Origin of the sequence: Lysinibacillus sphaericus, assembly GCF_006864135.1 — a bacterium.
Taxonomy (GTDB): domain Bacteria; phylum Bacillota; class Bacilli; order Bacillales_A; family Planococcaceae; genus Lysinibacillus.
Map to the genome: position 1 here is coordinate 95744 of NZ_SADV01000007.1, position 25769 is coordinate 121512.

Annotated in this window: 24 protein-coding genes; 23 read left to right on the forward strand and 1 reads right to left on the reverse strand. The window is 38.2% G+C overall.

The window, feature by feature from the left end; translation table 11 throughout:
* Positions 1-27 precede the first annotated feature (27 nt).
* From icd to C7Y47_RS10905, 22 genes are all read left to right on the forward strand, one after another.
* The gene (gene icd, locus C7Y47_RS10800) at positions 28-1290 is read left to right on the forward strand and encodes an NADP-dependent isocitrate dehydrogenase (protein ID WP_142508800.1); all 1263 of its coding nucleotides are present in this window, start codon (positions 28-30) and stop codon (positions 1288-1290) included.
* Between the two features lie 373 nt (positions 1291-1663).
* A complete protein-coding gene (mdh, locus tag C7Y47_RS10805; protein ID WP_142508801.1) occupies positions 1664-2602 on the forward strand; it encodes a malate dehydrogenase in 939 nt (312 codons plus the stop codon).
* A gap of 1012 nt (positions 2603-3614) precedes the next feature.
* Positions 3615-4055, forward strand: coding sequence for a MaoC/PaaZ C-terminal domain-containing protein (locus C7Y47_RS10810; RefSeq protein ID WP_142508802.1), 441 nt, complete (start codon positions 3615-3617; stop codon positions 4053-4055).
* Between the two features lie 52 nt (positions 4056-4107).
* Positions 4108-4824 carry a response regulator transcription factor gene (locus tag C7Y47_RS10815; RefSeq protein WP_142508803.1) on the forward strand — a complete coding sequence of 239 codons (717 nt, stop codon included), beginning with the start codon at positions 4108-4110 and terminating at the stop codon, positions 4822-4824.
* Positions 4821-6356 (forward strand): two-component system histidine kinase PnpS, encoded by a 1536-nt coding sequence (gene pnpS, locus C7Y47_RS10820; protein ID WP_142508804.1) that lies wholly within the window; start codon positions 4821-4823, stop codon positions 6354-6356. The genes C7Y47_RS10815 and pnpS overlap by 4 nt, the downstream gene beginning before the upstream one ends.
* A 347-nt stretch (positions 6357-6703) precedes the next feature.
* Positions 6704-7072: a CidA/LrgA family holin-like protein gene (locus C7Y47_RS10825; protein WP_079561583.1), complete on the forward strand. Its 369-nt coding sequence runs from the start codon at positions 6704-6706 to the stop codon at positions 7070-7072.
* Positions 7069-7782 (forward strand): LrgB family protein, encoded by a 714-nt coding sequence (locus tag C7Y47_RS10830; protein WP_142508805.1) that lies wholly within the window; start codon positions 7069-7071, stop codon positions 7780-7782. Before C7Y47_RS10825 ends, C7Y47_RS10830 begins: the two co-directional genes overlap by 4 nt.
* A gap of 157 nt (positions 7783-7939) precedes the next feature.
* Positions 7940-8929 carry an FtsH protease activity modulator HflK gene (gene hflK, locus C7Y47_RS10835; protein WP_142508806.1) on the forward strand — a complete coding sequence of 330 codons (990 nt, stop codon included), beginning with the start codon at positions 7940-7942 and terminating at the stop codon, positions 8927-8929.
* Entirely contained in the window at positions 8929-9939 is a 1011-nt protein-coding gene (gene hflC / locus C7Y47_RS10840) for a protease modulator HflC (RefSeq protein WP_142508807.1), read from the forward strand. Before hflK ends, hflC begins: the two co-directional genes overlap by 1 nt.
* A 658-nt stretch (positions 9940-10597) precedes the next feature.
* Positions 10598-11029 carry a DNA polymerase I gene (locus tag C7Y47_RS10845; RefSeq protein WP_142508808.1) on the forward strand — a complete coding sequence of 144 codons (432 nt, stop codon included), beginning with the start codon at positions 10598-10600 and terminating at the stop codon, positions 11027-11029.
* A 200-nt stretch (positions 11030-11229) separates the two neighbouring features.
* The gene (gene polA, locus C7Y47_RS10850; protein WP_142508809.1) at positions 11230-13857 is read left to right on the forward strand and encodes a DNA polymerase I; all 2628 of its coding nucleotides are present in this window, start codon (positions 11230-11232) and stop codon (positions 13855-13857) included.
* 12 nt (positions 13858-13869) lie between these two features.
* Positions 13870-14742: a bifunctional DNA-formamidopyrimidine glycosylase/DNA-(apurinic or apyrimidinic site) lyase gene (gene mutM / locus C7Y47_RS10855; RefSeq protein ID WP_142508810.1), complete on the forward strand. Its 873-nt coding sequence runs from the start codon at positions 13870-13872 to the stop codon at positions 14740-14742.
* Between the two features lie 13 nt (positions 14743-14755).
* Positions 14756-15364, forward strand: coding sequence for a dephospho-CoA kinase (gene coaE / locus C7Y47_RS10860; RefSeq protein ID WP_142508811.1), 609 nt, complete (start codon positions 14756-14758; stop codon positions 15362-15364).
* Between the two features lie 515 nt (positions 15365-15879).
* The gene (locus C7Y47_RS10865) at positions 15880-16902 is read left to right on the forward strand and encodes a glyceraldehyde-3-phosphate dehydrogenase (RefSeq protein ID WP_142508812.1); all 1023 of its coding nucleotides are present in this window, start codon (positions 15880-15882) and stop codon (positions 16900-16902) included.
* Positions 16903-17125: 223 nt separating this feature from the next.
* Positions 17126-17596, forward strand: a complete 471-nt coding sequence (gene nrdR / locus C7Y47_RS10870) for a transcriptional regulator NrdR (protein ID WP_049667519.1) — start codon at positions 17126-17128, stop codon at positions 17594-17596.
* 24 nt (positions 17597-17620) lie between these two features.
* Positions 17621-19000 carry a replication initiation and membrane attachment family protein gene (locus tag C7Y47_RS10875; RefSeq protein ID WP_142508813.1) on the forward strand — a complete coding sequence of 460 codons (1380 nt, stop codon included), beginning with the start codon at positions 17621-17623 and terminating at the stop codon, positions 18998-19000.
* A gap of 2 nt (positions 19001-19002) precedes the next feature.
* Positions 19003-19941: a primosomal protein DnaI gene (gene dnaI / locus C7Y47_RS10880; protein ID WP_255505136.1), complete on the forward strand. Its 939-nt coding sequence runs from the start codon at positions 19003-19005 to the stop codon at positions 19939-19941.
* 634 nt (positions 19942-20575) lie between these two features.
* Positions 20576-22507 (forward strand): threonine--tRNA ligase, encoded by a 1932-nt coding sequence (gene thrS, locus C7Y47_RS10885; RefSeq protein WP_142508815.1) that lies wholly within the window; start codon positions 20576-20578, stop codon positions 22505-22507.
* A gap of 659 nt (positions 22508-23166) precedes the next feature.
* The gene (infC, locus tag C7Y47_RS10890; RefSeq protein ID WP_012295602.1) at positions 23167-23670 is read left to right on the forward strand and encodes a translation initiation factor IF-3; all 504 of its coding nucleotides are present in this window, start codon (positions 23167-23169) and stop codon (positions 23668-23670) included.
* 31 nt (positions 23671-23701) lie between these two features.
* Positions 23702-23902 carry a 50S ribosomal protein L35 gene (gene rpmI, locus C7Y47_RS10895; RefSeq protein WP_004226312.1) on the forward strand — a complete coding sequence of 67 codons (201 nt, stop codon included), beginning with the start codon at positions 23702-23704 and terminating at the stop codon, positions 23900-23902.
* A gap of 61 nt (positions 23903-23963) precedes the next feature.
* Entirely contained in the window at positions 23964-24323 is a 360-nt protein-coding gene (gene rplT, locus C7Y47_RS10900; RefSeq protein WP_053592414.1) for a 50S ribosomal protein L20, read from the forward strand.
* A gap of 138 nt (positions 24324-24461) precedes the next feature.
* On the forward strand, positions 24462-24725 hold the full coding sequence (locus tag C7Y47_RS10905; RefSeq protein ID WP_142508816.1) for a DUF1294 domain-containing protein: 264 nt from the start codon (positions 24462-24464) through the stop codon (positions 24723-24725).
* Between the two features lie 43 nt (positions 24726-24768).
* On the opposite strand, the gene C7Y47_RS10910 is transcribed toward C7Y47_RS10905, so the two are convergent.
* Entirely contained in the window at positions 24769-25161 is a 393-nt protein-coding gene (locus C7Y47_RS10910) for a sigma-w pathway protein ysdB (protein ID WP_142508817.1), read from the reverse strand.
* A gap of 103 nt (positions 25162-25264) precedes the next feature.
* On the opposite strand from C7Y47_RS10910, the gene C7Y47_RS10915 reads away from it, so the two are divergent.
* Complete coding sequence (locus tag C7Y47_RS10915; RefSeq protein ID WP_142508818.1) at positions 25265-25750, forward strand: dUTP diphosphatase; 486 nt, start codon at positions 25265-25267, stop codon at positions 25748-25750.
* Positions 25751-25769 lie beyond the last annotated feature (19 nt).

The window sequence follows — 25769 nt, forward strand, 5'->3', positions numbered from 1 at the left end:
TGATTATGAATTTAGGAGGCAACATCAATGTCAAACAAAATTGTAGTTGAAAATGGCGTACTTAATGTACCAAACAATCCAGTGATTCCTTTCATCGAAGGTGACGGAATTGGTCCAGATATTTGGGCTGCAGCATCACGCGTAATCGACGCAGCTGTAGAAAAAGCTTACAACGGTGAAAAGAAAATCGAATGGTTAGAAGTTTTAGCTGGTGAAAAAGCATTCAACCAAACTGGTGAATGGTTACCACAAGAAACTTTAGACAAAATTAACGAATACCTAATCGCAATCAAAGGTCCTCTTACTACTCCAATCGGTGGTGGTATCCGCTCTCTAAACGTAGCATTACGTCAACAGCTTGACCTATATGTATGCTTACGTCCAGTACGTCACTTTGATGGAGTACCTTCTCCAGTTAAACGTCCAGAAGATGTTGAAATGGTTATCTTCCGCGAAAACACAGAAGACATCTACGCTGGTATTGAATTCGAATCTGGTTCTGAACAAGCACAAAAAATCATCAACTTCCTACAAACTGAATTTGGTGTTAATAAAATCCGCTTCCCAGAAACTTCTGGTATCGGTGTAAAACCTGTATCTAAAGAAGGTACTGAGCGTTTAGTACGTTCTGCTATCGAATATGCTATTAATCATAAACGCCCATCTGTTACTTTAGTACACAAAGGTAACATCATGAAATTCACTGAAGGTGGATTCAAAAAATGGGGTTATGAATTAGCTGAAAAAGAATTTGCTGATCAAACATTCACTTGGAACCAATATGATGCTATTAAAGCTGAACAAGGTGAAGAAGCAGCAAACAAAGCACAAGCTGACGCTTTAGCAGCTGGTAAAATCTTAGTTAAAGATTCTATCGCTGATATCTTCTTACAACAAATTTTAACTCGTCCAAATGAGTTCGACGTAGTTGCTACAATGAACTTAAACGGTGACTATATCTCTGACGCATTAGCTGCTCAAGTTGGTGGTATCGGTATCGCTCCAGGCGCAAACATTAACTATGTAACTGGACACGCGATCTTCGAAGCTACTCACGGTACAGCTCCAAAATATGCTGGTCAAGATAAAGTAAACCCATCTTCAGTATTACTTTCAGGCGTATTAATGCTTGAGCACTTAGGATGGCAAGAAGCAGCTGACATGGTTACTAAATCTGTAGAGAAAACAATTTCTTCTAAAGTTGTAACTTACGACTTCGCTCGTTTAATGGACGGCGCTACAGAAGTAAAATGTTCAGAATTCGCTAATGAATTAATCAAAAACCTATAATTTTCTATTTTAAATAGAAATTATAGTTAAAGCGGAAGTATGTTCTGCCGATATAATTAGGGTGAAATGTAAATTTCTATTGACCTTAGCTTAATAAAATATTTACGATGAACTTGTTTAATCGAGGGAGGAGAATTTATTCTCCTCCCTTTTTTAAATTCTTTCAGCGGGTGTTTAAACACCCGCTGAAAGAAGCCTCCGGCGGATGTCACGGAATCGGAAAGGAGTTCACATAGGATGTTAGCCTAAAAGCATCGCATCCATACGATAACGGCTAACTGACCTGCATCACGCAGGCCTAAAGCCGATTCCTGACACAATTATGCCGAGGCATAATTGATTATATAACCTAATTTTAAAGGAGCGTATTCGAATGTCTCTGAAACGAAAAAAAATCTCAGTAATCGGTAGCGGTTTTACTGGCGCTACTGCAGCATTTTTAGCAGCTCAAAAAGAACTTGGTGATGTAGTGTTAGTGGATATTCCTCAAGCTGAAAACCCAACAAAAGGTAAAGCTTTAGATATGTGGGAAGCTGCACCAGTGCAAGGCTATGATTCTTATGTTAAAGGTACTTCTAATTATGCAGATACTGCAGACTCTGATGTAGTAATCATCACTGCTGGCGTTGCACGTAAACCAGGTATGAGCCGTGACGATCTTGTTCAAATTAACCAAGATGTAATGAAAGCTGTTTCTAAGGAAATTGCTAAGTACTCACCAAATGCAACAATCCTCGTTCTTACAAACCCAGTTGATGCAATGACTTACACAGTATTCAAAGAAACTGGTTTCCCTAAAAATCGTGTAATAGGTCAATCAGGTGTACTTGATACAGCTCGTTTCTGTGCATTTGTAGCTGAAGAACTGAATATCTCAGTAAAAGACATCACAGGTTTTGTGTTAGGTGGTCATGGCGATACAATGGTGCCACTTACTCGCTACTCATTCGCTGGTGGTATTCCATTAGAATCATTAATGCCAGCAGATCGTCTTGAAGAGATTGTAGACCGTACACGTAAAGGTGGTGCAGAAATCGTTAACCTCCTTGGTAATGGTTCTGCATATTATGCTCCTTCAGCTGCGCTTATTGAAATGGCGGAAGCGATCATTAAAGACCAAAAACGTATACTTCCATCTATTGCATACTTAGAAGGCGAATATGGCTACAATGATTTATATCTAGGTGTTCCGACATTATTAGGTGCAAATGGTATAGAAAAAATCTTTGAACTTGATTTAACAGACAAAGAAAAAGCGGCTTTAGATAAATCGGCAGAGGCTGTCCGCGACGTTATGAAAGTTTTAGCTTAATAAAAGTTTATGAAATCGAGTGGGATTCATTCCTACTCGATTTTATGTTGTTGAAAAAACGATTAATGTCAATGAAATTAAAGTGTTATATTAATTAAAGTATGACTCTTTGGCAAAGTGAGTGGTTGATTTCCGTTCCGACTGTGCGCTTTCCTAGGGGCGTCAGATGAGCCACTTCGCTTCGCTGCAGGGTCTCATCTGAGACGCTAATCCCCAAGGAATCGCCCAGTCTCCACTCCAATCAACCACTTCATATAGCGTGTAACTTCGGGCATGTGACTTTAATGTATAGTAATAAAGCAAAACTTCAGCAACAAATGTTCTCAGTACGAAAGCGAAGCGTCAGCGGCATCAGCATCAGATTTACAAACTTATCACTGTTAGAAGTCTTTCCGTTCGATTATGGTGAGTAGCCATGGCAATTATAAATGTGCTTCTCAGTATGGTTTTGGCTAACGATTCAAGAGAGTAGAGGCTTCAATGTCAAGTTGTAAATATTCATACACATGAATGTTTAAGAGAAAGTGTAAATACTAAGACAAACAAAAATGTGCATCACGATGCGAACATTTATAGCCTTGAAATACATAAATTAATAAGAAATTCTACACTATCGCTGATTGTAGTGGAAGGTTACTCGACTCCCGTGGGAAAGCGAGACAGGCGAGACCCTGAGGCCAACACGACGTTGGTCACGAAGGCATTGTCACAGGACGTGACGCACTTAGCCTTCGTTCCTTTAGCGGAGGAAGCGGCTCGGCGCACGCCCACAGGAAGCTTTGCTCTGCGCGAAAGCGAAGCGTCAGCGACAAAGCGAGTAGCCTGGAACGGAAATCACCCCTACGTTATGATACTAAACTTTAATCAATTTCGCCTTGAAATAATGGTAGCTGTCGCACAGACGAACTCATTTTGCTGAATAAAGATAAAATGGTTATTCTGCTTTTCGTTGTACTTTTGGAATAAAATTGATACTATGAAGGTATATGATAGAAAAGGGGTTGGCGTATTTTTGCTTCAAAAAAACAGTAAACTTGGTCTCACTATTGATGAAATTACAGTTGGCGAGAAGATTCATATTACGGAGAAGATAGAAGATAAGGATTTACTGCTTTATTTAGGACTTACGAATGATAATAATCCGCTTTATATTCAACATGATTATGCAGCGATGACTCCTTTTCAAAAGCCAATCGTACCAACAATTATGTTAAATGGCATTATTACTTCAGCAGTATCAAAGTATATTCCTGGACCAGGTGCACGAATTATTGAGCAACATATAAAATATTTAGAGCCGCTCTATCATTATGAATTATTTGATACTCTTTTAGAGGTAACGGAAGTAAATAAATTACAAAATACAATTACTGTATCGGTACACTCTTATAATGAGCAGAAGCAACTTATGATTGAGGGTACTTTGCTGGTGACACCACCACTTGCTTTATAGACGTCTTGAGATTTGAAATGGGGGTTTCAAATCACTAACGGAGGCTTTATACATGACAAAAACGATTTTAGTTGTAGAAGATGAATTTTCGATTGCGACATTATTGAAATATAATTTAGAACAGGCTGGATATGTAGTAGAAACAGCTGCAGACGGTCAAGAGGGTCTAGGTAAGGCCATCGACTTACAACCCGATTTAATTTTATTAGATTTGATGCTTCCGAGGCTTGATGGTATGGAGGTTTGTAAACAGATCCGTCAACAACGTATGAATACACCTATTATTATGCTAACAGCAAAGGATGATGAGTTCGATAAAGTACTTGGTCTAGAGCTAGGAGCAGATGATTATATGACGAAGCCCTTTAGTCCGCGCGAAGTGTTAGCACGGGTAAAGGCGGTTTTAAGACGTTTTACACAAAATGTAGTGCCTGAAGAGAAGAGTGGGCCACAAGAGAAAATGTTTGAATTTGGACAATTGCGTGTCTTTCCAGAGCGTTTTGAAGTATTTTTACAGGATGAGGCACTGGAATTTACACCAAAGGAATTTGAGCTACTCATTTATTTACTTGAAAATAAAAACCGTGTTTTAACACGTGATCAGCTATTAAGTGCTGTATGGAAGTATGACTTTGCTGGTGATACTCGAATTGTAGATGTGCACATTAGCCACCTTCGCGATAAAATCGAAGAAAATAGCCGTAAGCCGATGTTCATCAAAACAATTCGTGGCCTTGGCTATAAATTCGAGGAGCCGAAGACGACATGAAATCAATGAGCAACCGCTTATTCTTGACATTCATGCTATTGCTTGGATCGATATTAGCTGTCCTAATGATTGTTATAGGTCAGCTTTTTCCTGTTTATATAGAACAGTACAATGAGCAAGCTAGTTTACAGGTGCAAGAATCCATTAACCAAGTATTAGATGAACGAAAGATTGAACTAACAAAAGAAGATAGAGAGGCACTGTATACTGCTCAAAACATTGAGGCAACAGATTCTATAATATCAAATGTTCATGCGCGACTTTATGTTGTGCTAGCGATTCTTTTTTTAATAGCGCTTATTTTAATGGCTATTGTAAGTCGCTATATGATTCGAAATTTCACTGCTCCTATTGATAACGTGACAGATACAGCACTTGAACTGGCGAAGGGAAATTACCGTGCTCGTGCCCATGAAAATGAGCATGAACGCATGATGCCACTTAGTCACTCCATTAATATTTTAGCGCGTAACTTACAGGATATTACGGCGATTCGCGAGGTAGAAGAGGAAAGGCTTAAAACGTTAATTGAAAATATGGGAAGCTCCCTCATGATGATTGGACGTGAGGGGAATATATCTATCGTGAACCGTGTATTTTTAGAGCGTTTCGGTATGCAAATTAACGATGTACAAGGAAAGGTTTTTCGTACAATTGGCTTACCTAAAACTCTGGAGCAATTTATCGACCATGTGTTTCTAACGGAAATGCCTTATCGACAACAAATTAAAATGGAGGTCCAACAGGAGCTATACAATAAGGAAGTCTATGGAGCACCTGTTATAGGGGATCATGGTAGATGGCTTGGTGTTGTTATCGTTATGCACGATATTACAGAGCTTGTTCGTTTAGAGCAGATTCGTAAGGATTTTGTAGCAAATGTATCCCATGAATTGCGTACACCCATTACATCTATTAAAGGCTTTTCTGAAACTTTACTGGATGGAGCATATAAGGATGAAAAAATGCTGCTATCTTTTTTAGAGATCATTTATAAGGAAAGTAACCGTCTGCAAATGCTTATTCAGGATTTACTAGAATTATCGAAAATTGAACAGCATGGTTTTACCGTTAATATTATGCCGATGGGCTTGCAAGATGTACTTATACGTGGAGCAGAGCTGACAGGACCTCGTCTGGATGAGAAAAATATGAGCTTTCGTGTTGATATAGAACGTGATGTTCAAGTAATGGGTGATGCGAATCGTATCATTCAAATTGTCACTAATTTAATTACTAATGCTATTACGTACTCTCCGGAAAATACAATCGTTACGATTCGATTAAAGGAAAATGAAACGTACGGTATTCTTGAAATAGAAGACCAAGGTATAGGTATTGAAAAGCATGAAATTGCCCGTGTCTTTGAACGGTTTTACCGTGTGGATCGTGCACGAAGTCGGAATTCTGGGGGTACAGGTTTAGGGCTTGCTATTGTGAAGCACTTAGTAGAGGCGCATCATGGCCGCATTCAGGTAGAAAGTGAAGTTGGAATTGGGACAAAAATGATTGTCATGATTCCGAAAAATTAACGAATTCTTTACATTAGCACAATTTTAGATTCACAATGGGGCCTTATACTTGTTAGTAGAAACCCCTATATAATTGTTAAGACTTTTTAATAGCGAAAAAAATCTTTATATATGAAGATTTTCTGATTGTGTTGCTTAGTTATCGCCGAAAGGAAGAATCTATTGCCAAATTTTTTGGTGATAGATTCTTTTTCTGTTTTACACGTAACGCAAATAGGTGTAAAGTATAGTAGCATAATATTTAACTAACTTATTAGTTGACAATCGGGCTTGCGGTCTGCACTTATCTAGAAGTGCTCTATATTCTGACCGTTTAAGCGGGATAAAAAATTGAGAGAAGGATGACCATGAAAATCGTCAAAAGTATCGTGCAAATCGGCTATCTATATGTAATTTTATTTGTTGGGAATAGTATTGCACGTCTACTTCACTTGCCGATTCCAGGGAGCATAATTGGACTAGTCTTATTGTTTTTACTTTTGCAGTTTCATATTATTAAGCTTGAATGGATTGAGCTAGGTGCAGGTTTATTACTTAGTGAATTATTACTATTTTTCATTCCATCTGCTATCGGAGTAATCGATTATACTGCATTATTCGGTGTGCAAGGTGTGAAAGCTGTGCTTGTTATTGTATTGAGTGCCATAGTTGTAATGTTTGCAACAGGTTTCACAGCACAATTGCTAGGGCAACGAAAGAAAGGTGATACTGCATGAGCTTTTTAATAGCTATACTAAGTTTACTAGGTACTATTGCAGTTTTTTATACTAGTAAAATGTTTTATAAAAAGTATCAGAAGGAATGGTTAACACCTATACTGATCACACCATTAGTGGCAATTATCATCCTGCTGCTAACGGGTACATCCTATAAATCTTATACTGCAGGGGCCGGTATTTTATCAAATTTACTAGGCCCAGCAACAGTTGCATTCGCGGTACCAATTTATAAAAATTTTAACCTATTAAAGAAACATGCTTTTGAAATTTTTCTAAGTATTGCAGTTGGCTCAGCTGTCGCGATTACATCATCATTTATCTTTGCTGTATTAGTTGGACTAAATAATGAGCTTGTGCATAGCATAGTTCCACGCTCAGTTACTACACCAATAGCGATGGACATTTCCAATATGATTGGTGGCTCTCCTACGCTTACTGCAGTTTTCGTTATGGTAACTGGTATTTTAGGGAGTCTGATAGCACCGTTAGTTATTAAAGCATGTCGTTTCCATCGACCATCCTCTAGAGGTCTACTGTTAGGAATGGGAGCACATGGTACGGGTACATCTAAAGCATTTGAATTTGGTGAGCTAGAAGGTACGTTTGCAAGTCTTGCGATGATTGTAGCTGCATTAATTAGCATTGTATTATCAACAACATTTTTCCCAGCATTTGAACATCTAGTTGTCAATCTCCTGTTGCCTTAAATGGTAGCAGGATTTTTTTGTTCTATTTTATTTGGTGAGCCTCACAATCCTCCTTATGTCAAACTGCCTAAAATAAAAATGGGTTTATTAAAATATTTTGAAACTTTTTAAGAAGTGCCACGTATACATTAGTACTAAGCTTAAGGGAGGATTAGACATGAGTGTGAAAAGGTCACTAATGATGGTGGGACTTGGCATTTTCGGCATTGTTGCACTTATTGCGGTATTTACATCATGGTACACGGTAGATGAATCAGAACAAGCCGTTGTCATAACGTTCGGTCGTGCCGATAATACAGTAACAGAACCAGGTTTACATTTTAAATTACCTTGGCCTGTACAATCGGTTGAGGTTTTATCGAAGGAAACATTTAGTTTACAGTTTGGCTATAAGCAAAATAAAGATGGGGAATTGGAAGCTTATGATGCTGAAACGAAAATGATTACAGGGGATGAGCATATTGTTTTAACAGACCTTGTAGTTCAATGGAAGATTACCGAACCGAAAAAGTATTTATTCAGCTCACAAGATCCAGAAAAAATATTACATAGCGCTACGTCGAGTGCGATCCGATCAATTATTGGTAGCTCAAAAATCGACGCTGCGTTAACAGAGGGAAAAGCGGACATAGAAGCAAAATCACGAGATTTACTCGTTTCTCTTATTGAAAAATACGATATTGGTATTAGTGTTTTAGGGGTAAAACTAAAAGATGTTGAGTTACCGAATGCAGATGTGCGAGCAGCGTTTACAGCTGTTACAGACGCACGTGAAATGAAAAATACAAAAATTAATCAAGCAGAAAAATATAAGAATCAGCGTACTAATGAAGCTGAAGGTGAAAAAGATGCTATTATCTCGAAGGCTCAAGGTGAAAAAACAGCCCGTATTGAGCAGGCCCAAGGGGATGTAGCTGTCTTTAATAAAATGTATGAGCAATATAAGGGTAATAAACAAATTACACGTGAGCGTTTAATTTTAGAAACGCTTGAAAATGTTTTACCTAAAGCACAAATTTATATTATGAATGATGATGGCAATACAATGAAATACTTGCCTCTTCAAGCATTACAACCTGCGAAAAAGGAGACACCTACTGCGCAGGAAACACCAAAAGAGGAGAAAAAAGAAGGGGGCGGTAACTAATGGACCAAAAAAATAAGGATCTTGAAAAATTCCTCAATTTTTTATCAGGTAAATCCAAAAATACTGCTCCAAAAGAAGAGGATACAGTGGATAATGTGGTCAAAATGTCGAAAAAAAGCCCGATGAATCCGAAAAAATATATTTCTCTTGCCGTAACATTAACAGCCGTTTTTGCTATTGCCATAATAGTATTTACTAATGTTTATATAGTTAAAGAATCCGAATACGCAGTTGTTAGACAGTTTGGAGAAGTAGTGAAATTTCAAAGTGAGCCTGGCTTGAAAATAAAGGTTCCATTTATTCAAAGTGTAACGAAGCTACCAAAAAACCAAATGACGTATGAAGTTTCTGAAGAAGAAATTAATACAAAGGATAAAAAACGAATTATTATTGATAATTATGCAGTTTGGCATATAACAGATCCAAAGCAATTAATTTCAAATGCAGGAACAATAGAAAAAGTTGAATCACGTATGGAAGAGTTTATTTATTCAGTTATTCGTTCAGAGCTTGGTCGAATAGAATATAAGGCGATTATTAATGATGAAGATTCTTCACGTGGAGGTATCAACGATCAGGTAACTGCACGAGTCAATGAGTTACTTTCAAATGATAAGTATGGAATAGAAGTAATAGATGTTCGTATTCGTCGTATTGATCTGCCATCTGTAAATGAGCAATCCGTTTTTACAAATATGATTTCGGACCGTGAATCAATGTCGCAAAAATATTTATCAGAAGGTGATGCTGAGAAACGCCGTATTGAAGCTCAAACAGATAAGGAAGTTCAAGAAATGCTCGCAACAGCGAAAAAGGATGCAGCAATGATTCAAGCGGAAGGTGAAGCAGAAGCGGCTAAGATTTACAATAAATCGTTCTCTCAAGACCCTGAATTCTATTCATTGTACCGTACATTAGAATCATATAAGAAAACTGTAGGTGAAGATACGGTCATTATTTTGCCATCCACTTCACCCTATGCAAAAATATTATCTGGCTATATAAAGTGAAACTTTAATCAGTGGGGGTTCTCTAACCCCACTGATTATTAGTCTTCACCAATCGGGCTTTTACGGGCAGTTAATCTCCCGCTTAACTTCTTTGCTTTCGTGAATTTTGAGGTGGGAGTCTTGTACCTGACGCTTCGCTTTTGATATAGATAAATTACTGCCCGTTAATGCGGGATAAAATAATACGATTATTCTTGCAGGGATAAGCATATGAAGTCGTCTCAAACTTTTTGAGACGGCATTTTTACATTTTAGTAAGTTTTTTGTATAGCGTTGGAAGGACTTTAATGGATGGCGATATTTATATATGCGTTTCGATTGGGCGACTCCTTGGGGATTAGCAATAGAGGAACGAAGGCTAAAAACATCACATCCTGTGATAACGTCTTCGTGACCAACATCGTGTTGGCCCGAGATCCTGCAGCGAAGCGGCTCATCGGACGCCTACAGGAAAGCGCCCAACGGAAATCAACTCCACGTTATGGTGAGGAGCCTTCGAAGTTTGATTAGGTGTTTTTAATCACTAACTCTATAAAAATCTATCATATGTTGATGTTTTGTTATGAAAATGATAGAAATTTATAATTTCATGTTCCGTTTATGACTAATATCTGATAGAATGATATTGTTCGAGAAATAAAAAATGGGGGTAATAGTTGTGAAGTTGCAAATTAGTAAGTGGCTCCAAAATTTAGGGATAGCCTGTAGTATTGCATCGTTATTTACACTTTTCTTCCGTCTATCAGATTTTGCATGGATCACAAAAAGTGTTTATCATATACCAGTATTTTTTGTCATTTTGTTTTTATTAGGTTTAGTCATTGCTGCGGATGTACGCAAAATATTTAAAAAAATATTTTTATACGAGAAACGCAAGGTTAAACGACCTATATGGCAAGTAGGGATTGGCTTTATTTTCTTCTTAGCGCAAATCGGCACTGTAATGGTGTTTAATACAGAGCTTACACATCCACAGCTTGGTGGTATGCCATTATTTTTAGTATTTGCCTTTATGAACGCCTTTATTTTGACAGTCATATATGAAGAGATTTTTTATCGTAAAGAAAAAACGAATAAAGCCAGTGAATAACATAGATGAAGTCAATTACAATGAGTGATTGGCTTTTTTTGTGCAGTCAATCCTAAGCTATTGATGTAGAAAATTTGGCGATTTTCAACGTTATGATTGGTAAAATACGCGTTTTCTCGATAAAGTAAAAGGAAGAGGCATTTTCAAACATATGTTTTCGTTTTACAATTAAGAAGACGACAACGCAGGAGGATAAAATCATGACAAAGGAAAAATTGCTATTATTGGACGGCAATAGTTTAGCATATCGCGCGTTTTTTGCGTTGCCATTATTGACGAATGATAGTGGGATTCATACGAATGCAGTATACGGCTTTACAACAATGCTACAAAGAATATTAGAGGAAGAGCAACCAACGAAAATTTTGGTTGCCTTTGATGCGGGTAAGACAACCTTCCGTCATGAGACATTTACGGAATATAAAGGTGGTCGACAAAAGACTCCACCAGAATTATCGGAGCAGTTTCCTTATATACGGAAGCTTATTGATGCTTATGGTATTAAGCGATATGAGCTTGAATTGTACGAAGCGGACGATATTATAGGGACACTCGCCAAAGAAGCTTCATCACAAGATATGGACGTCATTGTCGTATCAGGAGATCGGGACTTAACACAGCTCACGACTGAGCAAGTAACAGTATATATTACTAAAAAAGGCATTACTGAAATTGAAAAAAATACACCAGCCTTTATTGCAGAAAAATATGGCTTAACGCCCGGGCAAATTATTGATATGAAAGGTTTAATGGGGGATTCTTCAGATAATATCCCTGGTGTACCAGGTGTCGGTGAAAAAACAGCAGTTAAATTGCTAAAAGAGCATGGGTCAGTAGAGGCGCTTTATGCGGCAATGGATACGGTGAAGGCTTCTAAAATGAAAGAAAAATTAGTTGCCAATGAAGAACAGGCACTAATGAGTAAAAAGCTGGCTACCATTTTTACAGAGGCACCGATTGAAATAACGCTTTCGGATCTTATCTATAATGGTCCGAATGAAGAAGAATTAATTAGCGTGTGGCGAGAGCTTGGCTTTAAATCATTACTAGAGAAAAGCGATTTTACTGTCCAAGAAGAGGAACAAGCTCCTTTTGACTATGACATTGTGCAAGAAGTAAAACAAGAGCATTTAAAAGATGTAATGGCAGTGCATTTGGAGCTAGAGGACGAGCATTATCATACATGCCAGCAACTAGGCATTGCACTCACAGATGGAGCGAAAACAATGTATGTGCCGTTTGATATTGCAGCTCAATCAGATGTCCTTCGTCTTTGGTTAGAAGATGCTACTAAAATAAAGTATATGTCTGATTCAAAAGCATCTCAGGCTGCGTTAAGACGTGCGGGAATTCATTTAGCTGGTGTGGAATTTGACTTATTACTTGCTTCTTATATTAATAATCCTGCGCTAAGTGGAGATGATGTGGCAACACTTGCGAAAGAACTAGGCTATCGTAATGTGCAGGCAAATGAGACTGTTTATGGTAAAGGGGCGAAACGAGCTATACCTGCCATTGATGCACTTGCTGAACATGCCAGTCGCAAAGCCTTTGCTGTATGGTCTTTACAGCCTAAGCTTGAAGAATTGCTAAAGGAAAACGAACAGTTTGAACTCTATAAAAATTTAGAGCTACCGCTTGCTTCTATTTTAGGGGAAATGGAGAGTGAAGGAATCACGGTCAATCGTGCCACATTAGAGAAAATGGGGCAGGAACTAAATGACAAACTAATTGTAATTGAACAGGAGATTTATACGGAGGCAGGAGAAGCCTTCAATATTAATTCACCAAAGCAATTAGGGGTCATCCTCTTTGATAAACTTGGTCTGCCTGTTATTAAAAAGACAAAGACAGGCTATTCCACTGCAGCAGATGTTTTGGAAAAATTAAAACCAGAGCATGCCGTTATTGAGCATATTCTTTTATATCGTCAGCTTGGGAAATTACAGTCAACTTATATCGAAGGTCTGCTAAAGGAAATCCATGAAGAGGATGGAAAGGTGCATACTCGATTCCAACAAGCATTAACAGCTACAGGGCGTTTAAGCTCAACGGATCCGAATTTGCAAAACATCCCGATTCGTTTAGAAGAAGGGCGAAAAATTCGTCAAGCATTTGTGCCATCGAACGAAGATTGGATATTATTTTCTGCTGATTATTCGCAAATCGAATTGCGTGTATTGGCCCATATGTCAAAGGATGAAAACTTAGTTGACGCTTTCCGTGAAGGTATGGATGTTCATACACGTACTGCTATGGATGTATTCCATGTCTCAGAAGATGAGGTCGACAGTAATATGCGCCGTGCTGCAAAAGCAGTAAACTTTGGCATTGTTTATGGTATTAGTGATTACGGCTTATCGCAAAACTTGGATATTACCCGTAAGGAAGCTGCTACATTTATCGAGAAATATTTTGCGAGTTTCCCAGGTGTAAAACAATATATGGATGATATCGTCCAAGATGCGAAGTTTAATGGTTATGTGACAACACTTTTAAATAGACGTCGATATTTACCGGATATTACGAGCTCAAATTTCAATTTACGAAGCTTTGCAGAGCGTACTGCGATGAATACACCAATTCAGGGAAGTGCAGCTGATATTATTAAAAAAGCAATGATTGATATGGATGCTCGCTTGAAAAAAGAAAATATGCAGGCAAAACTTTTATTACAAGTGCATGATGAATTAATTTTTGAAGCACCTAAAGAGGAGATTGCATTGCTTGAAAAAATAGTACCAGAGGTTATGGAGAACGCAATCGCACTTTCAGTACCATTAAAAGTAGATTTTAATTACGGTGCGACTTGGTACGAAGCAAAATAAGGAGGGGTTTAAATGCCTGAATTACCAGAGGTTGAAGGTGTCGTCCAGGCATTAAAACCTAAAATTGAAGGGCGTACAATTCAACAGGTTCAACTATCTGAAATTATTCGTTTTTCCTTTGGAGAGGGAAAACAATGTATCGTGAAGCAAGCTGAGCCTGATGCATTTGAAATATCCTTGTCTCAAATGATGATTACAAAAGTTGAACGACGTGCGAAATACATCTTTTTTCATTTGCTGAAAGCGGATGTCCCATATGTGCTTGTTAGTCATTTAGGGATGACAGGTGCATGGTTTGTAGTGAATTCGCCTGAGGAAATCCATGAGGCGAAATTTAAAAAGCATATTCATGCTACATTTCAAATGGCAGATGGTGGCTATTTAATTTATTCGGATATACGCCGCTTTGGTGAACTACGTTTTTTAACAAAAATTGAAGATCATGCACCATTAACAAAAATGGCGCCAGAGCCATTCGATGAAATAGCATGTGATTATTTTATTGCGAAATCAAAGTTACCGAAATATGAGAAAAAGGCCGTTAAGGATGTCATTATGGATGGGCAGGTTATTTCGGGCTGTGGCAATATTTATGCTACCGAAGCATTATTTGCTCAAAAAATTCATCCGGCCCGCACAATGAACCGCATCAGTGAAAAGAGTAAGTGTGCATTATTCGAGGCAATTGTCGCCATTTTACGCCAAAGCATTGAAGCGGGGGGGTCAACAATTTCAGATTATCGTAATATTAATGGTGAGGCTGGAAGTATGCAGAAACGACTGCAAATGTATGGAAAGAAGATGTGTCCAACGTGTGGTACTGCAACGAGCCAAATGACGATTGGTGGGCGCACATCAGTCTTTTGCCCAAATTGTCAACATTAAAGGGGATTTAACTATGATTATCGGACTAACGGGAAGTATTGCAAGCGGAAAAAGTACAGTAGCAAAAATGATGACAGCACTTGGTTTACCTATTGTCGATGCAGATATTGTTGCACGTGATGTTGTAGAACCAGGAACGGAAACTTTAAGGTTAATAGCTGGAAATTTTGGACAACATATATTGCTAGAAGACGGTAGTTTAAATCGTACCAAGCTTGGCGATATTATTTTTCACGAGCCTGCTAAACGTAAAATGTTAAATGATATTATGCATCCTGCTATTCGTCAGGAAATGTTACGCCAGCGTGATGCTTATTTAGAAGCTGGAGAAAAGCATGTTGTGATGGATATTCCGCTTTTATTTGAAAGTAAGCTGGAGCATTTTGTCGAGCGTATTATTGTAGTATCGGTTAGTGAAGAGGTGCAGCTTCGTCGATTAATGGAACGTAACAACTTATCGAAGGAAGATGCACTAGCTCGAATGCGTTCTCAGTTACCTTTGTCAGTCAAAGAAAAAGGCGCCCATGCTGTTATTTATAATAATGAAAATCTAGAACAAACAGAGCACCAATTAAAAAAAATCCTGACTTATTGGGATGTAATTTTAACTAAGAATCTGTAAAATCATTCGATGCGTAGCAATGACATATTGCTACGCATTTCATATTTTTGAAAAACTATTGTGTTGCAAGGAAATCTCTTAATGGTGTGGCTCATTAAAGTGTGATTTCCGTTCCAGGCTACTCGCTTTCCTGTGGGCGAGCGCCGAGCCGCTTCCTCCGCTACGCCCCCAGGAAGCTTTGCTCTGTGCGAAAGCGAAGCGTCAGCTACAAAGCGCCCAGCCGGAACGGAAATCAACCCCACATTTTGCCGAAGAGCCATAGTAATTTAATGTGTCATCTTAATTTCATTGACGCAATAGTTAAAAAACATGAACGCGTAGCAAAAACACTTTGCTATGCATTTTTTTGTGAGTTTATACCATAATAAGGACTAATTTAGGCGATTTTATTTTTCAGAAAATAAGAACTTTAATATTATAAGTTTATAATGTTCATCTTTTTTAAAATTGTGTTATACTAATCAGCATAAAGTATATAATTAATCTGAGTATGTACTCACAGGAGGATTTTATAAATGACAGTATCAGTTGCTATTAATGGTTTCGGACGTATCGGACGTATGGTTTTCCGCCAAGCGATCGTGCAGGAAGATTTAAATATTGTTGCAATTAACGCTAGCTACCCAGCTGAAACGTTAGCACATTTGATTAAGTATGACACAAATCATGGAACATTCGAAGGTTCAGTTGAGCCAGCAGGCGATGCTTTAATTGTAAACGGTAAACGTGTTCAAATTATTAGCGAACGTGACCCCTTAAAATTACCATGGGCAACAATGGGTGTAGATATCGTTATTGAAGCAACTGGTAAATTTAATGATCGTGAAAAAGCAGCAATGCACTTAGAAGCGGGAGCAAAGAAAGTTATCTTAACAGCACCTGGTAAAAACGAGGACGTAACAATTGTTTTAGGTGTAAATGATGAGAAACTTGATATTGCAAAACATGATGTTATTTCTAATGCTTCTTGTACAACAAACTGCTTAGCACCAGTTGCCAAAGTATTAAATGACACATTTGGAATTGAAAGCGGATTAATGACAACGGTTCACGCTTATACAAATGATCAAAAGAATTTAGATAATCCACATAAAGATTTACGTCGTGCACGTGGTTGCGCACAATCAATCATTCCAACATCTACAGGTGCTGCAAAAGCATTAAAATTAGTGTTACCAGAATTAGAAGGTAAAATTCATGGTATGGCACTTCGTGTTCCAACACCAAACGTATCATTAGTTGACCTAGTAGTTGATTTAAATACAGACGTAACAGTAGATTCTATCAATGCTGCATTTGTGAAGGCTGCTACTGAAGGTCCGATGAAAGGTATTTTAAACTTCTCAGTTGAGCCTCTAGTATCTTCTGATTACAATACAACAACTTACTCTTCTACAGTAGATGGACTTTCTACAATGGTAATGGGTAACCGCAAAGTGAAAGTACTTGCTTGGTACGACAATGAGTGGGGTTATTCTGCACGCGTTGTAGATCTTGTGAAAAAAGTGGCAAAAGCTTTAGAAACAGTTAATGCATAATTCAGTGACATCCGCTAAAAGAAGTTAAACTGAGCACATTGAAATCCAAGTGATTTCAATGTGTTTTTTATTTAGACAGTTGGTTTAAATGTAGAATCTATGCTTGTACTTTAGCCTGTCAAGGCTTATCATGAGCACACTTGCGTTAATGCACTTTTCTTACACATAGGAAATTTGTTATAATAGAGATATTAAATTGTTGTGAAATCAGGAGAGTAATTATATGAGATGTCCATCTTGCCAGTTTAACGGAACGCGTGTTGTGGATTCGAGGCCAGTTGATGATAATAAAGAAATTCGTAGACGTCGTGAATGTGAGTCATGTGGCTTCCGCTTTACAACGTTTGAAAAAATTGAAGAGACACCTTTAGTTGTCGTGAAAAAAGAAGGTTCGCGAGAAGAATTTAGCCGTGAAAAGGTACTTCGTGGACTTATTCGTGCTTGCGAAAAACGTCCTGTTTCCCTTGAAGTACTTGAGGGACTAGTAATGTCTATTGAAAAAGATCTTCGCCGCATTGGAAATTCCGAAGTCCGATCTGAGGATGTAGGAGAAATGGTAATGGATCGCTTAGCGAAAATCGATGAGGTTGCTTATGTGCGCTTTGCATCGGTTTATCGTCAATTTAAGGATATCAATGTCTTTATTGAAGAAATTAAAGAAATTATCCAACGTCAGACAGAACAGAAATTATAAGGTAAACAGAGAGGGTGAATGACGTTGAACCATTTGTATAAGGAATTGCAGCCAGTTGATTCTTTTGACATTCGTCTACCTCATGCACTTTCTACGCAGGAACGTCAATTAGTAACGCTTTTTTATCAGCCTTTAATTGGAGCGGAGCCAATCAGCCTTTATTTAACACTATGGGCAGAAGCTGAACAAATGTCTAAGCAGCAAATGACGCATTATTATTTAATGAATGTACTAGGGCTTCCTATTGGTAAAGTATTTGAGGCGCGTATTGCGCTTGAAGCAATTGGTCTGTTACGCACATGGAAAAAAGAAGATGCTGGCCAGCGAAGCTTTTTATATGAGCTAATACGTCCACTTGATGCAGATAGCTTTATGAAAGACCCACTGCTCTCGATGTTTTTATTTAGTAAAATAGGGGAGCAAGCTTATCGGAAGTTACGTCAGCGTTTTATGCCATCTACAAGAGATGTAGAGTTTAAAGATGTATCTCGTGCCTTCATAGATGTTTTTAAGCCTGTAAGTACTAAAATTCCAGATGATTTACAAGCTGATACTAGTCATAAGGATAAACAGCAAAAGATATATCCGTTTTATTTTGATCAGTTTGATTTTGAACTACTGCAAGGGGGCTTATCGGAGCAACTAGTGCCGGCAAGCCTTCTAACATTTGAGGTACGTGAATCAATAGCAAAATTAGCATTTTTATATCATTTAACGGCACTTGATATGCAAAAAGTAGTGATTCTTGCATTAGATGATGACTTAGGGATTTCATTGGAACGTTTACGTAAGGCCGCTGCGGATTTTTATAAGCTAACGGTATCAAAAGAACCACCAAAGCTTGCTAGAGTGAGTAAACAGCCGTCATCCATAGAAGAATCGAGCCAAAAAACAAAAGATCAGGAGCTTCAGCAATATTTAGAAACGACTCCTCCAGTGCAAGTACTGCGAGATATCAATAATGGCAAAGAACCTTTACAGACCTCCGTACAGCTTGCTGAGAGTTTAATTGTTCAGCATGGAATGCCAGTAGGTGTTGTTAATGCACTTTTGGAATATGTCATGCTAACAACTGATATGAAGCTACCTAAAAAATATGTGGAAACGATTGCGGATCATTGGGTACGTAAAAATATTCAAACTGCAAAAGAAGCAATGGAATTAGCACGCCAAGAGCATGATAAGTACACTACGTGGAAAAATAAACCCCAGTCTTCGGCAAAAAAGAACTCTTACACAAAAAATCGCCGAGAGGAAAAAGTACCAGATTGGTTTTATAAGCGTAATGAAAAATCAGAGGAAGTAGTAAAAGCTACAACAAATACTGGCACTACTGATTTTGAAAAGGAAAGACAAAAGATACTAGAGAAATTAGGTAATATTCAAAATAAGGTAGGTGAATGACAATCGAACCGATTAATGGACCATTAAAAAGAGCAATTAAGGTACCATCATTTCAAGAACGATATGAAGCGATGCGTAAAGAAATATTAGAAAACCCTCGTGTGCAACAGTTTTTAGCTGAGCATATGGATGAGTTAAGCTATGATGCGGTTGAACGTAATTTACCGAAGCTCCATGAATTTATTAGTCAATCTACAGTCTGCTGTGGCTGTGACAGTACAGAAAATTGTACAAATTACTTAAAAGGTTTTTTACCTACCTTACGTGTAGTAAGGGGTACTGTTGAAATTGATTATGTACGATGCGAGCAAAAGATACGCGAAGATGAGCGCCGAGATGTTGCTAATATGATTGCAAGTATGCATATGCCAAAGGATGTGCTACAAGCTACTATAAGTGATTTATTTATTGATGATCATACACGTGTTGACATTGCAAATCGTGCGACTGATTTTGTTCAAAATGTACTAGATACAGGGAATTTACCTGCTAAAGGCTTTTATTTATATGGTCAATTTGGAGTGGGGAAATCTTTTGTGCTAGGCGCATTAGCTAATGAACTTGCGAAGGCTAAAGTAAAGTCAGTTGTAGTTTTCGTGCCTGAATTTTTACGAGAAATGAAAAATGCAATTGGCGATAACACGTTGAATGAAAAAATAGATTATGTGAAAAAGGCACCAGTGCTAATGCTCGATGATTTAGGAGCCGAAACAATGACTGCTTGGACGCGAGATGAAATTTTGGGGACTATTTTCCATTACCGCATGGCAGAGCAATTGCCAACATTCATTACATCTAATTTTAATTACGATGAATTGGAGCACCATTTAGCACAGTCACAAAAAGGTGACATAGAAGTTGTGAAGGCTGGACGTGTTATGGAACGTATTAAAGCTTTGACAGAGCCGATAAAAATGGGCGGGCAAAATAGACGTCTGTAAGATTGGTAGTTGCATTTTATGACAATCGAGCGTATACTGTCACATATAATAATTAACTTCTTTCAACAGGTGTCCAAACACCTACTGAAAAAGTTAAAGCCTCCGGCGGATGTCTCAGAATTGGAAAGGTGTTAATAAAGGATGTTAGCCTAAAATCATCGCATCCATGCGATAACGGCTAACTGATCTGCATCGTGCAGGCCTAAGCACAAAGTCGATTCTGGACGCAATTATGCCGAGGTTAATTGATCAAATGCATTGATGAGGACATGAATTTTGTGTAACGGCTTTTAGAGAGGGGAGTCATTGGCTGTAAGCTTCCTAGTTCGAGCACACTATTTACTACCTGCTGAGCAGCGAAAGGGATAATCTTTCGCCGGTCCCTAGCCCGTTAGCTAGCCTTAAGCTTCGTCTGACTTTAAAAAGTCGGAAGGAAGAAGGGTGGAACCACGAGCATACGCTTCGTCCCTTTCGTAGGGACGGAGCTTTTTTTATTTTCGTCCGATGGAAAATAGTGGTGAGCTGAATGCGGATGTAATTGTGGGTGTCACAACATCTATTGATTACGGATAACTTCCGGGATTCTTGGACTTCAATCATGCATCACAACAAAACAATAAGGAGTGCAAACAAAATGTCAGATATGATTAAATTAACTTTCCCAGATGGCGCTGTAAAGGAATTTGCAAAAGGTACATCTACTGATGATGTAGCATTATCAATTAGCCCAGGACTTCGTAAAAAAGCATATGCGGGTAAAGTAAATGGTGCCTTAGTCGATTTAAAAACACCAATAGAAGAGGATGCTACAATCTCGATTATTACACAGGATGATGAAGAAGCACTAGAAATTTTACGTCACTCTACTGCACATTTAACTGCACAAGCGATTAAACGTTTATTCCCTGATGTTAAACTTGGTATTGGTCCAGTTATTGAAGGTGGCTTCTACTATGATGTTGATGCACCAACTCCAATTACTGCTGAAGACCTACCAGCAATCGAAAAAGAAATGAAAAAAATTATCGCTGAAAACTTAGAAATCGAGCGCAAAAATGTTAGTCGTGCAGAAGCGCAAGCAATCTATGAAAAAATTGGCGATGAATACAAATTAGAATTACTTGAAGCGATTCCAGCAGATGACCAAGTTTCTATTTACCATCAAGGTGAATTCTTCGACCTTTGCCGAGGTATCCACGCACCATCAACTGGTAAGCTTCGTGAGTTCAAACTTCTTTCATTAGCAGGTGCTTACTGGAGAGGTAACTCAGATAACAAAATGCTACAACGTGTTTATGGAACAGCTTTCTTTAAAAAAGAAGATTTAAAACATCATCTTCAAATGCTTGAAGAAGCAAAAGAACGTGATCATCGTAAAATTGGTAAGGAATTAGAATTGTTCACTTTATCTCAAACAGTTGGTCAAGGTTTACCACTATGGTTACCAAATGGTGCAACAATCCGTCGCATTATTGAGCGTTATATTGTAGATAAAGAAGTTCGTCTTGGCTACAAACATGTTTATACACCAGTTTTAGGTTCGAAAAAATTATATGAAACATCAGGCCACTGGGGACATTACCAAGATGACATGTTCCCACCAATGGAAATGGACAACGAAACATTAGTATTGCGACCAATGAACTGTCCACATCATATGATGGTTTATAAATCATCAATGCATTCTTATCGTCAGCTTCCTATTCGTATTGCTGAGTTAGGGACACAACATCGATATGAAAGTTCAGGTGGATTATCTGGTTTACAACGCGTACGCGGTATGACTTTAAATGATGCACATATTTTTGTACGTCCTGACCAAATTAAAGATGAATTTAAGCGTGTTGTGAATTTGATTCTTGATGTGTATAAAGATTTTAATTTAAATGATTACAAATTCCGTTTATCTTATCGTGACCCTGCAGACACTGAAAAATATTACGATGATGATCAAATGTGGGAAAAAGCACAAGGTATGTTAAAAGAAGCAATGGATGATCTTGGCTTAGATTATTACGAAGCTGAAGGCGAAGCAGCGTTCTATGGTCCAAAATTAGACGTACAAGTAAAAACAGCTATTGGTAAAGATGAAACATTATCGACTGTTCAGCTTGACTTTTTACAACCAGAACGCTTTGACCTAACATACGTTGGAGAAGATGGTAAACCACATCGTCCAGTTGTTATTCACCGTGGTGTCGTATCAACAATGGAACGCTTCGTTGCCTTCTTAATCGAAGAGTATAAAGGGGCATTCCCAACATGGTTAGCACCAGTACAAGTTGAAGTCATTCCAGTTTCAAACGAAGCACACTTTGATTATGCAAAACAAATTGAAGAGCAATTAACTGCAGCGGGCTTACGTGTTGAAATGGATGATCGTGAAGAAAAACTAGGCTATAAAATCCGTGAAGCACAAATGAAAAAAATCCCGTATATGCTTGTTATCGGAGACAAAGAAGTAGAGGCTGGTGGCGTAAACGTACGTCGCTACGGCTCAAAAGATTCAGAAACAATTAGCTTCCAAGATTTCTTAGCCAACATTAAAGCAGAAATTACAAAATGATTTTGCCGGCGAATTTGATCCGATTGAAGAAGGATTAGAATTCGCCTGGCAAGTAAAAGTTTTAGATGACATTTGTTAAAACGTATGCCATTTGGTAAGTTGATTGGAGTGGAGGCTGGGCGACTCCTTGGGGATTAGCGATAAAAGCATCACATCCTGTGATAACGCCTTCGTGACCAACATCGTGTTGGCCCGAGACCCTGCAGCGCAACGGATGTTTTCTGTAGCGAAAGCGAAGCGTCAGCTACAAAGCGCCCAGCCGGAACGAAAATTAACCACCTCACGTTATGATGAAAACCATTATAATAGTATAGATTGAAAACTTTTAGGCTACTTTATTAATAAATAAACTAAAAAACATTTGACAGCTTATAAAGCACATGCTATCATAATTAAGGTTAATGAATACAAAGTTTGTGGTTGAAGTAGAGGCTGCCCGCTTCTCACCTGATACAACGCTCTTAGGCTGTGAACAGGTATGACACGTTGAATTGTTTTGCGCAGACTTGCGCATGCACATATAGCGGGCGGACATCTTCAAAGTGTCCGTCCTTTTTTTATGGACATGACAAGAGGATGTACCGTTCAACCGGGCAAGGCTTTGCCCAAACCATGTATTCGCGACAACTACTTGGAGGTGGATTACTATTAGCAAAGACATGTATGTAAACGAAGGCATTCGCGCACGTGAACTTCGATTAATCGATCACAATGGTGACCAGCTTGGTGTAAAGACACGTAATGAAGCGCTAGAAATCGCCGCTCGTGTAAACTTGGATCTTGTCCTTGTGGCCCCTCAAGCCAAGCCGCCAGTCGCTCGTATCATGGACTATGGTAAATTTAAGTTTGAACAGCAAAAGAAAGACCGTGAAATTCGTAAAAATCAAAAGGTCATCGTAATGAAAGAGGTTCGTCTGAGCCCAACAATCGATGAGCATGATTTCCAAACGAAGCTACGTAATGCGATTAAATTCCTTGAAAAAGGCGATAAAGTAAAATGTAGCCTACGTTTCAAAGGTCGTGCGATTACACACAAAGACATTGGTCAACGTGTGTTAGATCGTTTTGCTGAAGCTTGTGCTGAAGTATCGACGGTTGAACAAAAACCGAAGATGGAAGGCCGAAGCATGTTCTTAGTTCTTCAACCAAAGAACGAGAAATAATATTAGACGAACAGTTTAGGAGGAATTCGACATGCCAAAAATGAAAACTCACCGTGGAGCTGCGAAACGTTTCAAAAAAACGGGTTCAGGTAAATTAAAATATGACCGTGCTTATGGAAGCCACTTATTCGCAAACAAATCTACAAAACAAAAACGTCACCTACGTAAAGCAAACATCGTTTCATCTGGTGACTTCAAACGCATCAAATCATTACTTGTTTACATGAAATAATTTGACTACACAAATAAAATACTAACATTCATTTTTAAATGAAAAGCAGGAGGTAATTCGTATGCCACGCGTAAAAGGCGGAACAGTGACGCGCAAACGTCGTAAAAAGGTTTTAAAATTAGCTAAAGGTTACTATGGTTCAAAACATACATTATACAAAGTTGCAAACCAAGCAGTAATGAAGTCAGGTCAATATGCATACCGTGACCGTCGTCAGAAAAAACGTGATTTCCGTAAATTATGGATCACTCGTATCAACGCAGCTGCTCGCATGAACGGTCTTTCATACAGCCGTTTAATGCACGGTTTAAAAGTTGCTGGTATCGAAGTTAACCGTAAAATGTTAGCTGACCTAGCTGTAACTGATGCAGCAGCATTCACTCAATTAGCAGACACTGCTAAAAAAGCTGTAGCTAAATAATTTTTGACGAAGTTAAAAATTATTTCTGCACCGAAAGCGAAGCGACAGGTGCAGAATTTTTCAAAAGGCTGATGGATTTATCCGTCAGTCTTTTTTGTGTTAGAGTAGTAGAAAATAGAAAATAAAAAGGAGTACTCAATGGGGCAAGCACTATTAGCGTATATGGCGATTGTTTCTATAGTCCTGCTCGTAATGATGGGCATGGATAAGTCAAAAGCAAAAAAACATGAATGGCGTATTGCAGAACGCACATTATTTACATTAGCAATCGGTGGAGGTGCAGTAGGGGGCGTGTTGGGAATGTATTTATTCCGTCATAAAACACGCCATAACAGCTTTGCATTTGGCTTCCCGCTGCTAGCAGCTATTCAAATTTTTATCCTAGTACAATTATGGGGATAAATCTCGAACACAGGAATGTTTCGATAAATAAAAAACATCCTCATTATGAGGATGTGTTACGCATAAGCTTTTCAATGGGTTGCTTCCAATTTATTTTTGCGCTCGGATAGTTCAATAGGATTTCTTGCTGAAGGTATTCAAAATCTTTTTTCGCAAAACCTTGCAGTTTAGCGGCGTCACGGGCACCAACAAAAATAGTCACAACCTCGAAGGCATCTTCAGTAGTGCCGAGGTATTTTTCACCTTCAAAAAGAGCACCCTTATAAGAGATAAAGAAATTTTTTCGGACATTTTTGACGTCATCATAGAAATAATATTGGCCTTTTTCATAGGCTTCATCCAGTTTTCGCTTAGGATCGGTTATATAACGAATCGCTTTATAAAATACATAGATAATAAGCGCAATAACAGCAACACGAATAAGTAACGGCAACATTTTTAATTTCCCCCTTGAAGAAAGGTTATTCCTTCCTATACGATTGTGAAGGACAATTAGTTTCACTTTTTATAAATATTTTTAAGAAATTTAGGAGAAAAAAATGAATTTACAACAATTGTTTAAAATGCAAAAAGGACTTGATGATTTCATCGAGAAAACACAAAATATAGAACGTGATGTATTTAAAGAAAAAGGTTTAGCCTTAATGGTAGAACTAGCCGAACTAGCAAATGAGACACGTTGCTTTAAGTTTTGGAGCACAAAGGGAGCCTCAGAACGTGATGTAATTTTAGAGGAATATGTGGATTCGATTCATTTTATATTATCACTTGGCTTATTAAAAGGTTATACAGCGATCGAAAAGTGGCCGGTGATTGAAGAGAAGAGAGATTTAACAGAGACATTTTTAATGACACAAGACTATATTTTAAGTTTTATTAGTCAACCAACAGAGGATAGATACTTAGCGATCTGGCAATGCTATGGATTGCTTGCATTTAATCTGGGCTTTTCATTTGAAGATGTTGTTGCGGCATATATAGAGAAAAACGAAGAAAATTATAATCGTCAGCGCTCAGGATATTAAAGTGTAAGAAATACACCAA